The organism is Streptomyces antarcticus, assembly GCF_026627255.1.
Classification (GTDB): domain Bacteria; phylum Actinomycetota; class Actinomycetes; order Streptomycetales; family Streptomycetaceae; genus Streptomyces; species Streptomyces antarcticus.
Map to the genome: position 1 here is coordinate 72028 of NZ_JAPNLM010000003.1, position 15530 is coordinate 87557.

At 72.2% G+C, this 15530-nt stretch carries 14 protein-coding genes and 1 pseudogene; 10 read left to right on the forward strand and 5 right to left on the reverse strand.

From position 1 onward, the window contains the following. Positions 1-15 precede the first annotated feature (15 nt). On the reverse strand, positions 16-1245 hold the full coding sequence (locus OTB16_RS06320) for a CaiB/BaiF CoA transferase family protein (RefSeq protein ID WP_267718901.1): 1230 nt from the start codon (positions 1243-1245) through the stop codon (positions 16-18). A 163-nt stretch (positions 1246-1408) separates the two neighbouring features. Here OTB16_RS06320 and OTB16_RS06325 point away from each other — a divergent pair, with 163 nt between their 5' ends. The 3 genes from OTB16_RS06325 to OTB16_RS06335 all read left to right on the forward strand — a co-directional run bounded on the left by OTB16_RS06325 (position 1409) and on the right by OTB16_RS06335 (position 4890). Next, positions 1409-2854 (forward strand): dihydroorotase, encoded by a 1446-nt coding sequence (locus tag OTB16_RS06325; RefSeq protein ID WP_267718902.1) that lies wholly within the window; start codon positions 1409-1411, stop codon positions 2852-2854. A gap of 104 nt (positions 2855-2958) precedes the next feature. After that, positions 2959-3645 carry a TetR/AcrR family transcriptional regulator gene (locus OTB16_RS06330; protein WP_267718903.1) on the forward strand — a complete coding sequence of 229 codons (687 nt, stop codon included), beginning with the start codon at positions 2959-2961 and terminating at the stop codon, positions 3643-3645. A gap of 240 nt (positions 3646-3885) precedes the next feature. Continuing rightward, a complete protein-coding gene (locus OTB16_RS06335) occupies positions 3886-4890 on the forward strand; it encodes an alpha/beta hydrolase (protein WP_267718904.1) in 1005 nt (334 codons plus the stop codon). 190 nt (positions 4891-5080) lie between these two features. Here the strand turns inward: OTB16_RS06335 and OTB16_RS06340 are convergent, their stop codons facing one another. Further along, positions 5081-5683 (reverse strand): TetR/AcrR family transcriptional regulator C-terminal ligand-binding domain-containing protein, encoded by a 603-nt coding sequence (locus OTB16_RS06340; RefSeq protein WP_267718905.1) that lies wholly within the window; start codon positions 5681-5683, stop codon positions 5081-5083. A gap of 78 nt (positions 5684-5761) precedes the next feature. On the opposite strand from OTB16_RS06340, the gene OTB16_RS06345 reads away from it, so the two are divergent. Together OTB16_RS06345 and OTB16_RS39215 are read left to right on the forward strand one after the other, a co-directional pair. Continuing rightward, positions 5762-6655, forward strand: a complete 894-nt coding sequence (locus OTB16_RS06345; protein ID WP_267718906.1) for a DUF4437 domain-containing protein — start codon at positions 5762-5764, stop codon at positions 6653-6655. A gap of 159 nt (positions 6656-6814) precedes the next feature. Then, the gene (locus OTB16_RS39215) at positions 6815-7210 is read left to right on the forward strand and encodes an HAD family hydrolase (RefSeq protein ID WP_324290776.1); all 396 of its coding nucleotides are present in this window, start codon (positions 6815-6817) and stop codon (positions 7208-7210) included. Here the strand turns inward: OTB16_RS39215 and OTB16_RS06355 are convergent. Continuing rightward, on the reverse strand, positions 7204-8289 hold the full coding sequence (locus OTB16_RS06355) for a DNA alkylation repair protein (RefSeq protein ID WP_267718907.1): 1086 nt from the start codon (positions 8287-8289) through the stop codon (positions 7204-7206). The two genes, OTB16_RS39215 and OTB16_RS06355, sit on opposite strands and share 7 nt — an antisense overlap. Positions 8290-8315: 26 nt before the next feature. Then, positions 8316-8609: a hypothetical protein gene (locus OTB16_RS06360; protein ID WP_243339684.1), complete on the reverse strand. Its 294-nt coding sequence runs from the start codon at positions 8607-8609 to the stop codon at positions 8316-8318. A 104-nt stretch (positions 8610-8713) separates the two neighbouring features. Between OTB16_RS06360 and OTB16_RS06365 the strand changes: the two genes are divergently transcribed. From OTB16_RS06365 to OTB16_RS06380, 4 genes and pseudogenes are all read left to right on the forward strand, one after another. Then, positions 8714-9241 carry an ABATE domain-containing protein gene (locus tag OTB16_RS06365; RefSeq protein ID WP_267718908.1) on the forward strand — a complete coding sequence of 176 codons (528 nt, stop codon included), beginning with the start codon at positions 8714-8716 and terminating at the stop codon, positions 9239-9241. Positions 9242-9300: 59 nt separating this feature from the next. After that, positions 9301-9798, forward strand: a pseudogene (locus OTB16_RS06370) (transposase family protein); the annotation flags it as partial. Positions 9799-10272: 474 nt separating this feature from the next. After that, positions 10273-11439 carry an exonuclease SbcCD subunit D gene (locus OTB16_RS06375; protein WP_267718909.1) on the forward strand — a complete coding sequence of 389 codons (1167 nt, stop codon included), beginning with the start codon at positions 10273-10275 and terminating at the stop codon, positions 11437-11439. Next, on the forward strand, positions 11436-14447 hold the full coding sequence (locus tag OTB16_RS06380; RefSeq protein WP_267718910.1) for an AAA family ATPase: 3012 nt from the start codon (positions 11436-11438) through the stop codon (positions 14445-14447). The genes OTB16_RS06375 and OTB16_RS06380 overlap by 4 nt, the downstream gene beginning before the upstream one ends. On the opposite strand, the gene OTB16_RS06385 is transcribed toward OTB16_RS06380, so the two are convergent. Further along, complete coding sequence (locus tag OTB16_RS06385) at positions 14437-14883, reverse strand: Lrp/AsnC family transcriptional regulator (RefSeq protein WP_267718911.1); 447 nt, start codon at positions 14881-14883, stop codon at positions 14437-14439. The genes OTB16_RS06380 and OTB16_RS06385 overlap by 11 nt on opposite strands. A 94-nt stretch (positions 14884-14977) precedes the next feature. On the opposite strand from OTB16_RS06385, the gene OTB16_RS06390 reads away from it, so the two are divergent. Continuing rightward, on the forward strand, positions 14978-15517 hold the full coding sequence (locus OTB16_RS06390; protein ID WP_267718912.1) for a rhodanese-like domain-containing protein: 540 nt from the start codon (positions 14978-14980) through the stop codon (positions 15515-15517). Positions 15518-15530: the final 13 nt, after the last annotated feature.

Genomic DNA, 15530 nt, shown 5'->3' on the forward strand with positions numbered 1-15530 from the left:
GTCTCCAAGAGGGGGTCAGATCGTACGGTGTGCGGCGAGTTCGTCCAGCTCGCGCGGCGACAGGCCGAGCCGTGCGGCGTAGACGGCCCGGGTGTCGCGGCCGTGCGGGCGGCCGGTCCAGCGGATGGCGCCGGGCGTGGCGGAGAGCCGGAAGAGGACGTTCTGCATCCGGATCGGTCCCAGCACCGGATCCTCCACGGTCGTCAGCGAGTCCAGGGCCCGGTACTGCGGGTCCTCGAAGATGTCGGCGATGCCGTACACGGGGGAGATCGCGGCTTCGGCCTCCTCGAACGCGGCGATCACCGTGTCCCGGTCGCGGGCCGCGATCCACTCCCCGACCTGCCCGTCGAGCAGGTCCGCGTGCGCGGCGCGCCCGGCGCCGCCGGCGAACCAGGGCTCGGCGGTCACCTCCGGGTGCCCGACGAGCTTCATGACCCGCTCGGCGACGGACTGCGCCGAGGTGCTCACGGCCACCCACGCGCCGTCCCGGGTCGGGTAGATGTTGCGGGGGGCGTTGTTCACCGAACGGTTGCCCGTGCGTGCCGGCACGGTGCCGAGCTGGTCGTACGCGGTGGGCTGCGGGCCCAGCAGGGTCAGCAGCGGTTCGATGATCGCGAGGTCGACCACCTGCCCCGGCCCGCCGTGCACGTCGCGGTGGTAGAGCGCGGTCTGTACGGCCGAGGCGGCGACCAGCGCGGCCACCCCGTCGGCCAGCCCGAACGGCGGCAGCGTCGGCGGGCCGTCCGGCTCGCCCGTCAGGGCCGCGAAGCCGCTCATGGACTCGGCGAGCGTGCCGAAGCCGGGCCTGCGGGCGTAGGGCCCGTACTGGCCGAAGCCGGTCACGCGGGCGATGACCAGCCGGGGGTTGGCACGGTGCAGGTCCTGCGGGCCGAGCCCCCAGCGCTCCAGGGTCCCCGGCCGGAAGTTCTCGATCAGTACGTCGGCCTGCGAGGCGAGCCGGAGCAGCAGATCCGCTCCGGCGGGGCGGCTCAAATCCAGGGTGACGGTGTGCTTGTTGCGGCCGAGCATCTTCCACCACAGTCCCTCGCCGTCCTTCGACGGGCCGTGGGTGCGGGCCGGGTCCGGCCGGGCCGGGTGCTCGATCTTGATGACGTCGGCGCCGTAGTCACCGAGGACCGTCGCGGCCAGCGGCCCCGCGAACAGGGTGGCGCAGTCCAGCACGGTCACGCCACGCAGGGCAGCCGGAGCGGGCGGCGGGGCTGCGCGGGGGAGGGAAGGCTCCATCGGGGCTCACGCACCTTCACGGATCGCGGTTTCTCCTTGTGAAACGCTGTTCCGGAAAGCTAGCATGACCCTTCGTCACGAAAAAGGGAAACAGCGTTTCCCGATAGCCCACGGGTGCGGAAGGGAGGTGCGGGCGGCGCCCCCTGCGGCTGCCCGGCCTGTCATGTCTCGTTACGACCTGCTCATCAAGAACGGCACGCTCATCCAGCCCCACCTCGGCGAGATCACCGCAGACCTCGCCGTGCGCGACGGGAAGGTCGCGGCCCTGGCCGACCGCATCGACACCTCCGAGGCCACCGAGGTCATCGACGCCTCGGGCCGGGCGGTCTTCCCCGGCGCGGTCGACGCGCACTTCCATCTCGGCATCTACCGCTCCCTGGAACAGGACGCGGCGGAGGAGACCCGGTCCTCCCTGGTCGGCGGTGCGACGAGCGTCCTGTCCTACTTCCGCACGGGCGAGCACTACCTCAACCGGACCGGGGCCTACAGCGATATCTTCCCCGAGGTCCTCGCGGCGGTCGGCGGCCGCAGCCACACGGACTACGGCTTCCACCTCGCCCCGATGGACACCGCCCAGGTGCGCGAGATACCCGACCTCGTGGCGAAGCACGGGGTCAGCTCCTTCAAGTACTACATGTTCTACAAGGGGTTCAACCTGTCCGCCGACTCCCGGGACGCCAAAGGTTTCCGGATGGCCGAGGAGGGCGAGGAGTACGACCTCGGTCACCTTTACCAGCTCATGGAGGCGGTCGCCGCCGCCGGCGCCGCCCGCCCCCACGGCCGCGTCTCGCTCTCCCTGCACTGCGAACAGTCCGAGCTGATGAGGCTGTTCATCGACCGGGTCCGCCGCTCGGGCGACCCCCAGACCCTGCGCGCCTACCACGACGGCCGCCCGCCCCTGACCGAGGAGGTCGCGATCGCGGAGGCGGCCACCCTGGCCCGCGCCACCGGCTGCCCGGTCAACCTGCTGCACCTCTCCAGTGCCGCCGCCCTCGCCGGGGCTCGCGCCGCCCGTGCCGCCTCGCCCGGGCTGGACCTGCGCACCGAGGTGACCCTGCATCACCTGTGCCTGGACCACGAGAGCCTGGACGCCGCCGGCTGCGGCCTCGGCGCCAAGGTCAACCCGCCGATCCGCACCCGAGCCGACAATGACGCGCTGTGGGCGGGCGTGCTCGACGGCACCGTGGACTGGGTCGCCTCCGACCACGCCTGCTGCATGGAGGAGTCCAAGGGGGACGCCCTGTGGCCCGCGCTGCCCGGCTTCGGCGGCACCGCCCTCCTCTATCCGATCCTGCTCTCCGAAGGCCACCACAAACGCGGCCTGTCGCTGCGCCGCGTCGCGGAACTGCTCTCCGCTAACCCGGCCGCCGCCTACGGCCTCACCGGCAAAGGGTCGCTGATGGTGGGCGCCGACGCCGACATCGTCGTCGCCGACCTGGACGCCGTCCGCACGGTCACGGCCGACCTGCTGCTGTCCGGACAGGACCACTGCCCCTTCGAGGGGCAGGAACTGCGCGGTTGGCCCACGGTCACCATCGTCGGCGGCCAGGTCGCCTACCGCGACGGAGCAGTCACCGCAGCCCCCGCCGGCCGCTACCTCGCCCGCTGAACGGATCCCGCTGACAGGCCCCTTGCGTTGACAGAGCGCCTGCACGCCCCCGACGATGACCGGGCGGTCACCTGACCGCCCGGTCATACGTCTGGGGAGCGCGCATGCCCACCACCACCTGGACCCACCTCCCGCCCGACCGGCGGGAGCGGATCCTGGTCGCCGCGATGGACGAGTTCGGCACCCACGGCTACTCGACCGGCAGCCTCAACGTCATCGCCCGGCAGGCGGGCGTCGCCAAGGGGTCCCTCTTCCAGTACTTCGCCGGAAAGCTCGACCTGTTCACCTACGTCGCCGAGCAGACCTCCCTGCGCATCTTCGAGGCCATGCGGCCCTGGCTCGACGGCTACAGCGGCGCCGCGCCCGGTACCGACGGGCCCCGCGCCGCCCAGGACTTCCCCTCGTACCTCGTCGACGCGATCGACGCCTGGGTCTCCTACTTCGAGACCCATCCCCTGGAACGGGGCGTGACCGCCGCCACCAACATGGAGATCGACCCCGTCGTACGCCAGGCCGTACTGGAACCCGTCCAGCACCTCTACCTCGCCGGACTGCGCCCCCTTGTCGAGGAGGCGGTCGCCGCCGGAGAACTGTGCGCGGACGCCGATGTCGACGCCCTCCTCTCCCTCCTTCTCCTGCTGCTGCCCCACACCGCCCTCGCCCCCTTCTTCCCGGCCGTCGCCGGCCCCGTCGCCCTGCCCCGGGGTGACCGGGCCGCCCGCCGTACCGCGATCGAGCGGCTCGTGCACCCCGTCCTCGCCGGGTTCCGTCCCGCCCGCGCACCCGACTGATCAGAGCCGATCCGTCCGCCGACCCCGCCACCGCGCCCCGCGTGCCGGGGCTTTCGGCATGCTCCAAGCGGCCTGCGGAGCCGCAAAAGAATCACCGCCGTTCTGCTTGACGCGGTGCCCCCGCTCGGGCCCAATGGGACCGCTGGAGAAACAGAGTTCCAACAGTGGAAACACCCCGGCCCCTTCCGGGCCGGCCCGGCGACGCCGCGACGCCACGCGGCCATCCCCCTGGGAGTCCCCATGAGCGACACCTCGCACAGACGCATGTCCCTCCCGCGCCCCCTCCTCGCCGCGGCCCTGGCCGCCGCCGCGACCCTCACCGCCCTCTCGCCCGCCACCGCCGCGGAGCAGGCCCCCACCGACGTCGTGAAGGTCTCCAACACCGTCGACGTCCGCTGCGCCTTCCTGGTCTACAAGCGCTCCGGCGACTGGTACTTCCCGTCCACCGCACCCAAGGGCACCGTCTGGCTCCAGCACGGCTTCAGCCGTGCCAACGACCACCTGGAGGACATCGCCCGGCGCTACGCCGCCGCCGGCTTCGTCGTCTTCGCCCCCACGCTGCCCTCCGCCGACATGTTCGGCTGTACGGTCTCCAACATCGGGAACAACACCGCCTTCCTCAACAACGTCGCCGACCTCTTCGGCAAGGCCGCCGACCCGAACGACAAGCTCGGCCGCAGCTTCGCCGATGCCGCGGCCAAGGCTGGCCGGCCCGGCCTCCAGATGCCCGCCAAGTTCGTCTTCTCCGGTCACTCCGCCGGCGGAGAGGCCGTCAGCTACGTCGCGAACCGGCTCCGCACCCAGTACCCGGCGGCGTTCGCCCGCCTCTCGGGCCTCGTACTCCTGGACCCCGTCAACTCTTTTGTCGGGCTCAACATGGCCAACGCGCTGAACGGCCTGAACACCACGAACCTGCCCCTGCACGCCATCTCCTCGCCGCCCTACCTCGCCAACGGCCAGGCCTCCGGCACCCGCGAGCTGACCACCGATGTGCACCGGGACTTCCTCGGCATCCGGCTCAGCACGGGCTCGCACTGCGACGCCGAGGGCGCCAGCACCGACACGCTCTGCACCCTGCCCAACGGGGCACCCCAGGACGCCAACGTCGCCGTCCTCCAGGAGTTCGCCACCGTCTGGGCCGCCGACGATGTGAGCGGCACGGTCACCGCCACCCACCGCCCCGGCGGCAGCCGTTACGAGTCCCTGCGCACGGCCGGCACCATCCAGACCCTCAGTGGATCCTGAAACCGTTCCACGCGTGCCCGCCCCCGCGCCGACGGGGGCGGGCACGACCGCGCTCGCGGCCCCACTGGGTTCGTCTGTGCAGGTGGAGGCGGCTGACAGGCAAGGAGACGACGAACCCCGCGCCCAGCGGCCCAGCGCCTCTTGGCCCCCTACGGGATGGCCTCGCCATGCGTTCGACAGGGGGAGAAAGTCATGCCAACTCCGGAGGCCTGACGCCCCATCGCGGGGCACCGAAAAGGCAGTGGGGGGTGTCCAGGACCGCGTCGACAGTGCGGTGGGCGCGCTCTCGCGCCGCCGGGCGGTCCAGCAGCAGCGCGTCGAGCAGCAGGGGCGAGACGATCGCGGAGACGGCGTCCTCCCGTGCCGCACCGGTCAGGCCCGCGGGGGCCAGCGCGGTGCGGAAGGGTGCCAGCAGGTCTTCCACGTACCGGCGCCGCAGATCCGCCATCGCGGAGTCCCATGCCGCCGCCGCGACGATGGCGTGCAAGAAGCCGCCGACCGGCTTGTCGCGCAGGCGGTCGCAGAGCGCGTCCACCTCGGCGTGCAGATCCGTCCGGACCTCACCCGTATGGGAGGGTGCGGGGCGCGGGGCGACCTCGATGAGCGCCGCCAGTACCGCGTGAGGTGTGGGCCAGTGGCGGTAGACCGTCGACCGCGACACCCCGGTGGCGGTGTGCAGACGCTGCGCGGAGAGCGCGGCTGCGCCCTCGGTGAGAAGCAAGTCCAGCGCAGCGGTCAGGACGACGGCCTCGGTGTCCGAGGCGGGTCCTGCGGGGCGGCCAGGTCGAGTCACCTGATTAACGGTACATCTTGTATCGGATTTTTGTCGGCGCTACATTCCATATCGGAACCCGACCCGGAGGGAGCCGCCATGCGGCCGCACGTGGAACTTGTGGACGAGCGCGATCTGATCTGGCACATGGGGGAGTTCGAGCACGCCCAGGGCAGCACCCGGCAGCGCAACCTCAGCTACGACGAGGAGGACGGCTCGGCGTCGCTGAAGGTCCGCTTCGACACCGACTGGTCGCGGCCGGGCGGCGTGCACCACGCCGCCACCGAGTGGTACGTCCTCTCCGGCCGGGTGACCGTCGGGGACGCCGTCCTCGGCCCCGAGGGCTTCTGGATGGCGCCGGCCGGAGTCCGCACCCCCGCCGTCACGGCCGCGGCCGGTACGGAGATCCTGCTGTTCCGCGAGTACGGCGACTGGCGCTTCGACCTCGCAGATGCCGACCGGGAGGGCCTGCGCGCCGACCAGAAGCTGGTAGTCCTGCAGACCTCGGAGATGCCCTGGACCGACGTGCGCGACGGCAGCCCGATGCGCTTCGACCTCGGCGGCACCCCGGTCCCCGGCCTGTACATCAAGATGCTGCACCGGGACGAGAAGACCGGCTTCTACAGCAGGCTGATCAAGGCCAAGCCGGGCTGGCGCGAGGAGCCGCTCGCCCACCACCCGTGCACGGAGGAGGCGTACTGCCTCGAAGGCGCCTTCGACTACAACTACGGCAAGATGTGGCCCGGCACCTACTTCTGGCGCCCCGCCCTCATCCGGCACGGCGACTTCACCGCCGACGCGGAACAGGGCTGCACCTGGATCGTGCGCTCCGACAGTGATCTCGTGGACTGGTACACCTCAGAGGCCCGCGTCGTCATGCAGGGCCAGGCCACCAACTGGGGACCCGACCACCCGCACAGCGTCCCTCCGCGCTTCGTGGAACCGGTCCGCTCCCGAAGCGTCGGTCCGTGGGAGGACCCGTCCTACCAGTGACTCCCGCCCGCCGGAGACCGCGCTCTCGGGCGGACCTGGCCAGCTCGATCGTGGGCGTGGTGGCCGACAGCCACGCCGCGGCCTGCGAGCGCACCCCGCCGCAACGCCCCCCGCGCCGGCTGCGTCCTGCGCGCGGGGGGACTGTAAAACCTCGGATCTGTGGCACTTGCGGTGGTGACGGAGGGTGACGCTGTTCACCCGGAGCCCGCCGTGATTCCGACCGCCGTGACCGGGAACCTCAAGCCGAACGCCGTGCTCAAGCTTGCGGCCTTCGACCTCGACGGCCTCCTAGACACCGAGATCGGCGGCTTCGCCTCCGACGACCACCACCGCCCGGCGCTCGTCACCATCGCCCAGAAGCGCGCCCAGGCCAAGTACGGCATGGTCTTCACCCGCTCGAACACCGTGATCATCGGGGACTCGCTAGATGATCGCTTCCAAGGGATAGCTGCGCGGATGCAGGTTCCCGTTTCTGGTGGCGGAAGCCTCATTGGGGTGGCGGCGCGATGGCGGCTACGCCACCGAAGCGGGATGCGAGGCGGTTGCCCTCAGTAGTGCAGCGTGAACGGGGTTTCCCCGTGGGATCGGCCGTTGACCTGGAGCTGCACCAGATGGACACCCGGGTGGTAGCGCCGCGTGCTGATCGGCTTGAAGGAGTGTCTGCGTGTCGCGCGCCACGTCTCGCCGGGAGCCAGGGACCGCGTGGTGAGTTTGAAGACCTTGGGGGTGCGGGTCCCGTTGGCCTTCATGTGGAGGACGACGTAGTCGACGACGAGGTGAGCGGTCTGATCGTGAGTGTTGGTCACCGAGTAGTCGAACAGCAGATAGTCGCCGACCCGGATCTCTGAGGCGTGGACGTGCGGGCCCTGGACGGCGACGGGACTGTCCGGGAAGTGGCCGAGCAGTGTAAGTGCCCCGGCGTGGCCGGACTTGATCAGGGTCCGAAGGCCGTGCCGTACCAATCGGGTCGTCGTCGGTGCTGGGTCGCTCAGCCAGCGCGCCGCGACACCAGTGGCGATGTCGGGGTGGTCACGGCTGATGTCGTTGAGGTGGTTGGCCACTGATCTGCGGACGTACTCGGAGTCATCCCGGTACAGCGCGTCGAGGAGGGGCAGTGCGGGTGCCGGATCCGCGATCAGCTCCGGAAGCTGGGGCGCCCAGGGGAGTCTTGGCCGCGTGCCTTCACTGGCCAGTCGACGGACGTGGAGGTCGGGATGCGTGGTCCACCGCGTTATGACCCGGAGCGCGCGTTCCAGGTCGGCACGGAGGAAGGGCCGGACGGCGATCTCCGCGGTCAGGCGCGGGGTGAGTTCTGTCAGCAGGGCGAGCGCCGGTTCGAAGGCGTCCTGGCCTCGTACGGCGACGGCCTCGGTGACAGGGAAGATCATCCATCCGGTGAAATCGCTGTCTCGCAGTGCGGCGCGCAATATGTTCGCGAAGGCCGGGTAGTCCGCCGGAAGATCAGCCAGGACGGCATTTCTGATCAGGGCGACACGCTCGGTGAAGCTCAGCCCGTCCAGCACGGCGCCGCACCCCCGGGTCTCATGCGCCGTGATCCCGTCACCGGCTCGCGCAAGGCATCGGGCGAGGTCGGCGACGGTGTCCGCGCTGAGTAGTTCGTCTGCCGAGGGCACAGCGTCATTCTCCTTGATCGCGAGGGCTATGCGGTGTGCAGTACCTGAGCGTGCCGCATCTCGTGCACTGTGCCGATTCGGCTGAAGAAGCCCTGTGCCCGGGGGTCGGCCGGCATTTCCTTGGCCGCGCGCTCGGCGACGGCGGCGGACGACCAGATGATGAAGTCCAGGACGGTGCCGTCGTCGAACTGGGCGAGGTGGGCGCCCTGAAAGCCGTCGCCGTACTGCTCCTTGAGTAGTTCGACGAGCTGCTCTCGGTGGGCGGTGAGGGCGGCGGGGTCGTCGGTGTCGAACCTGACGTACTCGATGGTTGCGCTCATGGCATCACCCTTCGTCGACCATGTTACTCACGGATTTGGTGGATCAAATCCGTGAGTCGAACTTATCACGGGTTCGCTGACCTGAATCCAGTAGATTGAGGGGCATGACCATCCGGGACCTGCAGGAAATGCCGTGGATCGGCGAGGACCCGGTCCTCGACCTGGCCAACACCGTCGTCGTCGGCGCAGGCCCGGGGCGCGGCGACGTCGACTTCCTCGCCGATCAGGAACTCACCAGGCGATGGCGCGCCCGCGCCGCCGACCGCAGATTGGCCGCCCTCTCCTTGGAGGAGCTGGAGCGGCTGCGTGGGTTGGTCCGCGACGCGCTGGACGCGGCAGCCGGACAGCGGCCGCTCACCGACAGCCTGCGGACCCGTCTGAACGAACTCGCCTCGTCCGCCCCCGTCGTCTTCCGGATGACCGGCGACGGCCTGCTCGCACAGCAGGAACAGGGCGGCGGCGCCGACGCCGTCGTCGCCCGCGAGACGCTCGTCCTGGCCGCGGGTCCAGACCGTCAGCGGGTGCGGCGCTGCCACGCCCCCAGTTGCGGCATGTTCTTCCTGGCCAGGCGCCGCGACCAGGCATGGTGTTCCCTCGGCTGCGGCAACCGGGCGAGGTCCACCCGGCGCTAGCCACGAGAAACGGGAACCCCCAGCTGATGAGACAGGGGAACCCAAAATCAGGTTGTGTTGTGACACCAGACTTGGACTCCCTCGCGACCGCACTCTATGCGGAGACCGACGACCTGCTGAAGGGTTCGCCGCAGCTTGCTCCGTGGCGGCCAGCGGTGGGTATCGCCCCGAAGCTCACCGACGCCGAGCTGGTCACGCTCGCGATGATGCAGGCCATGCTCGGCTTCACCTCCGAGGCCCGGTGGCTCCGCCATGCGCGCTCCCACCTGCGGCATCTCTTCCCGTACCTGCCGAAGCAGCCCGGCTACAACAAGCGCCTGCGCAAGGCGGCCGAGCTGCTCCGCCGGGTCACCCGGCTGCTGGCCACCGAGACCACCGTGTGGAGCGACAACGTGTGGATCGTGGACTCCACGCCGGTGGAGTGTGGCCGCTCACGTGAGACCGTCAAACGTTCCGACCTGGCTGGATGGGCCGAGTACGGGTACTGCGCCAGCCACAGCCGCTTCTTCTGGGGCCTTCGGCTGCACCTGGTGTGCACCCTCCAGGGCCTGCCCATCACCTCAGTTACGCCCTTCGAGGCACGGTTGACACGGGAGCAGTTCGCCGCGCGTGGCTGCGGCATCGACTGGGGGAGCGGCGCCTGTGGCGTACGGAGCAAAGATCACAGCGACCTTGTGAAGTGATCACCGGTAGTGAGCACCGTCCTCTACTTCGAGCCGATGTGGGTCGAGGGGCGCGCCCTGGGTCGCAGAGGCCACCAAGCGTGGTGCGCACCCTGACTCCGTTCCACTGCGCAGGACTGCGGAAGCGTGTACGACGCGGGCGTGCTGCTACGGCCGGCGTCTTTCGGGATGCGGCAAGGATCGACGGCGTGAAAAATTGTCCTCCAATTTTTCGGGGTGATCTTAGGTGAGCGGCGGATCAGGGGGCGCCATGCGTTAGCGTGGCAAGCGTTCATGGCGAGCCCCCGTGCTGGTTCGTGCTGGTTTTTAAGGCGCAGTAGGGGTAAACGTGCAGGTCAGGGCGATTTCATGAGATTCCTGCACACCTCCGACTGGCACCTCGGCCGGGCCTTCCACCGTGTGAACCTGCTCGGCGCCCAGGCCGCCTTCGTCGACCACCTCGTCGCGGCCGTGCGCGAGCACGAGGTCGACGCCCTCCTCGTCGCCGGCGACGTGTACGACCGGGCCGTGCCCCCGCTGTCCGCCGTCGAGCTGTACGACCGGGCCCTGCACCGGCTCGCCGACCTTGGCGTGCCCACCGTGATGATCTCCGGCAACCACGACTCCGCCCGCCGCCTCGGCGTCGGGTCGGGGCTGATCGACCGGGCCGGCATCCACCTCAGGACCGACCCGGCCGGCTGCGCCGACCCCGTGGTGCTGGCCGACGTACACGGCGAGGTGGCGTTCTACGGGCTGCCGTACCTGGAACCCGCTCTGGTCAAGGACCAGTTCGGCGCGGAGAAGGCCAGCCACGAGGCGGTCCTCGGCGCGGCCATGGACCGGATCCGGGCCGACCTGGCCGGCCGCCCGACCGGCACCCGCTCCGTCGTCCTGGCCCACGCCTTCGTCACCGGCGGGCAGGCCAGCGACAGCGAGCGCGACATCGCCGTCGGCGGGGTCGAGGCCGTGCCCGCCTCCGTCTTCGACGGCGTGGACTACGCGGCCCTCGGCCACCTCCACGGCTGCCAGACGATCACCGAACGGGTCCGCTACTCCGGTTCCCCGCTCGCCTACTCCTTCTCCGAGGCCGACCACCGCAAGACCATGTGGCTGGTCGAACTCGGCGCCGGAGGCGAGATCGCCGCCGAGCGGATCGGCACCCCCGTACCACGCGCCCTCGGCCGCCTGCGCGGCCGGCTGGACGACCTGCTCGGGGACCCGGCGCACACCGCGCACGAGGACTCCTGGGTCGAGGCCGTCCTGACCGACCCGGTCCGCCCCGACGACCCCATGGCCCGGCTCGCCACCCGCTTCCCGCACATCCTCAGCCTCGGCTTCGACCCCGAGGGCCGCGAGGAGGAGCCCGGAGTCTCCTACGCCCAGCGACTCAAGGGCCGCAGCGACCAGGAGATCGCCGAGGACTTCGTCGCCCACGTCCGCGGTGGCGGCCGGGCCGACGAGGCCGAACGGGCCGTGCTCCAGGGAGCCTTCGACGACGTACGGGTCGACGACGGCCTGCGGGAGACCCACCGATGAGGCTGCACCGGCTCAAGGTCACCGCCTTCGGCCCCTTCGCCGAACCCCAGGAGATCGACTTCGACGCGCTCTCCGGCGCCGGGATCTTCCTGCTGCACGGACCCACCGGCGCGGGCAAGACCTCCGTCCTCGACGCCGTCTGCTACGCGCTCTACGGGTCCGTCCCAGGCCCCCGCCAGGCCCCCGGCGCCAGCCTGCGCAGCGACCACGCCGCCGCCGGGACCCCGACCGAGGTCACCCTCGAACTCACCGCGGGCGGCCGCCGCCTGGAGATCACCCGGCGCCCCGAGCAGGACCGGCCCAAGAAGCGCGGCACGGGCACCACCAAGGACAAGCCGCAGAGCCTGCTGCGCGAGCGCACCGGCGACGGCTGGGACGGGCTCAGCCGCTCCCACCAGGAGATCGGCGAGGAGATCGAGCAGCTCCTCGGCATGAGCCGCGAGCAGTTCTGCCAGGTGGTGCTGCTGCCGCAGGGGGAGTTCGCCCGGTTCCTGCGCGCCGACGAGGCCGCCCGCGGCCGACTGCTCGGACGGCTCTTCGACACCCGCCGGTTCGCCGCCGTCGAAGCCCTGCTCGGCGACCGCCGCCGGGCCGCCGAGGCCGGGGTCCGGGCCGGCGACGAGAAGGTGCTCCACACCGCCCAGCGGCTCGCCCAGGCCGCCGGCGACAGCGCCGACCTGCGGGACTGGCCGCTGCCCGGACTCCAGCCCGGCGACCCCGGACTCGCCCCGGCCGTCCGCGCCTGGGCGGCCGTCGCCCGGTGCGCCGCCCGGGAGCGCTTCACGGTCACCGAGTACGCCCTCGCCGCCGTCGAGAGCCGCCACGCCGCGGCCCGGCGCGCCGCCGAGGACGCGCGGGAGCTCGACCGGCTCCAGCGCCGCCACGCCGAGACCACCCGCCGGGCCGCCGCGCTCGCCGAGGCGGAGCCCGAGCGGGAACGCGTACGCCGCCTGCTCGACCGGGCCCGGCGCGGCGCCCTGGTGGCCCCCGCCCTGGAACTGCGCGGGGCAGCCTCCGCCGCGCACCTCACCGCCGCCCACGCCGAGGCGGCGGCCCGCGCCGAACTCCCGCCGCCCCTCGCCGAAGCGGGCACCGAGCATCTGGCCTCCGTCGAGCAGCGGCTGCGCGAGGACCTCGGCGCGCTCGGCGCCGCCCGGCGCTCCGAGCAGCGCAGCGCCGAGATCGGCCGCGAGCGGGCCGACCTGGAGCGCGAGGCCAGGGCCGCCGAGGAGCAGCACCAGGAGTCCGCCGAGTGGCTGGAGCGCTGGGACACCACCCGGGCCGCCCTGGCCGCGCGGGTGGACGCCGCCCAGCAGGCCGCGACGCTCGCCGAGCAGCTCGCCGGCCGGCTGGAACCCGCCCGCCAGCGCCTCCAGGCCGCTCGGAAACGGGACGCCCTCACCGCCGACGCGCGGCGCGCCGAGGACGAACTGCTGGCCGTGCGCGCGGAGTCGGCCGCCGCCCGGGAGCGCTGGCTGGAGCTCAAGGAGGCCCGGCTGCGCGGGATCGCCGCCGAGCTGGCCGAAGCCCTGGTCGCCGGGGAAGCCTGCGCCGTGTGCGGCAGCGCCGCGCACCCGGACCCGGCCCGCCCGGCCCCAGGCCACGTCGACCGGGACGCCGAGGACGCCGCCCACGCCGCCTTCGAGCGGGCCGAGGAGGCCCGGGCCGCCGTCGGGCTCCGGCTCGCCGCCCTGGAGGAGGCCCGCGCCGGGGCCGCGTCCGCCGCCGGGGACGCCACCGCTGCCGAACTCGACTCCCTGGCCTCGGACCTGAGCGCCCGGCACGCCGCCGCCCACGCCGCCGCCGCGGGACTGCACACCGCCCGGGAGCACCTCGCCCGCGCCGAGCGGGAGCACACCGCGCGCAGCGCCGACCGCCTCGACGCCGAGCGCCGGGTCGCCGCCAGGGCCTCGCGCCGCGAGGCCCTGGACCGGGAGCAGGCCTCCCTGGAGGCCGAGCTGGCCCAGGTCCGGGGCGACGCGCCCACCGTCGCCGCCCGGGCCCGCACCCTGGAGGACCGGGTCCGGATGGTCGCGGCGGCCGCCGGCGCGCTGCGCCGGGCCGAGACGACCGCCGCCCGGCTGAAGGAGGCCGACGACCAGCTCGCCGACGCCGCGTTCAGGGCCGGCTTCGACACCGTCGAGGCCGCCGCCGAGGCCGTGCTTCCCGAGTACGAGCGCACCGCCCTGCAGCACCGGCTGGACGCCTGGCAGGCGGAGCAGGCCCTGCTGGCCGACCGCCGCGGCGAGACCGGCACCGCCGAGGCCGCAGCGCTGCCCCCGGCCGCACCGGAGGCCGCCGAGGCGTACGCCGCGCTGGCCGCGGCGAAGCTCCGTACGGCCGGATCCGCCCACGACGCCGCCCGGGTCCGCTGCGCCGAACTGGACGCCCTCTCCCGCCGGGCCGAACAGGAGCTGCGCGCCCTCGGCCCGCTGCGGGACGCCTACGACCGGGTCGCCCGGCTGGCCGGGCTCACCGCGGGCACCTCCGCCGACAACGAGCGCAAGATGCGCCTGGAGGCGTACGTCCTCGCCGCCCGCCTGGAGCAGGTGGCCGCCGCGGCGACGGTACGGCTGCTGCGGATGTCCGGCGGCCGCTACACGCTCGTCCACTCCGACGCGCGAGCGAGCGGCCGCGGCCGGTCCGGCCTGGGACTGCACGTGGTCGACGCCTGGACCGGCAGCGAGCGCGACACCGCCACGCTGTCCGGCGGCGAGACCTTCTTCGCGTCGCTCGCCCTCGCGCTCGGCCTGGCGGACGTGGTCACGGACGAGGCGGGCGGGATGCGCCTGGACACCCTCTTCATCGACGAGGGCTTCGGCAGCCTCGACGACCAGGCGCTGGACGAGGTGCTCGACGTACTCGACTCGCTGCGCGAGCGGGACCGCAGCGTCGGCATCGTCAGCCACGTGGCCGACCTGCGGACCCGGGTCCAGACCCAGCTGGAGATCGTCAAGCAGCGCGGCGGCTCGGTCGTACGCCACCGTACCGCCGCACTCACGGACTGAGAGGTCGGCGGGGGAGCGGCGAGGAGTACACGACGCTCGTCGTCACCGAGCCGAGCCCCGAGATCCGGCCCGTGACCTCCTCGAGGTGCGCCATCGAGCGGGCGGCGACCTTGAGTACGAAGCAGTCGTCGCCGGTGACGTGGTGGGCCTCCAGGATGTCCGGGGTGGCGTCCAGGAAGTCGTGGAACGGCTTGTAGTTGCCGTGCGGATAGCGCAGCCGGACCAGGGCCAGGATCGACTTGCCGAGCTTGTCCGGGTCGACCACCGCCGTGTACCCGGTGATCACGCCCACCTCCTCCATGCGGCGGACCCGCTCGGTGACGGCACTCGCGGACATCGAGACGGAGCGGGCGAGTTCGGTGAAACTGGCGCGGCCGTCCCGCTGGAGGGCTTCGAGGATGCGCCAGTCGGTGGCGTCCGGGGAATAGTCGGTCATGTCGCAGGTTTAGCAGGGGTTTCCCCGGTCGTACAGCGAAAGCGCCGGGGAAAGTTACTTCCGGGGACGATCGGTCGATCGTAGATTTTGAGCCATGACGACGACGCACACGCAGACCACCGACCCGGGCGCCACGGCCACCGCCAACCCCGCGGGCACCAACCCCGTGCTCCGGGTGCCCCCGGCCCCGCCGGCCGCGGCCGCCGCCTACTTCGCCGCGAGCCTCGCCTTCCACGCCGACGTGTCCGACATCGCCGCCGCCTTCGCGGCCCACCGCGAGCAGGGCGCGGAGCTCGGCTTCCAGCTGGTCGACTCCCGCTCCACCCCGTCCTGGGACCAGGCGCACGTGCCGGGCGCCGTCCACCTGCCCACCGCCCTCGTCCCCGAGCAGGCCGAGCGGCTCCTCGACCGGAACCTGCCGGTGGTGACGTACTGCTGGGGGCCCGGCTGCAACGGTGGCGCCCGCTCCGCGCTCGCCCTGGCCGAACGCGGCTTCCAGGTCAAGGAGATGCTCGGCGGCATCGAGTACTGGATCCGAGAGGGCTTCGAGGTGGAGACCTGGCGGGGCAGCGAGCAGCGCGCCGAAGCCGATCCGCTGACCGCCCCCACCGCCTCGGACGACTGCGGCTGCTGACGCCGTATCCGGG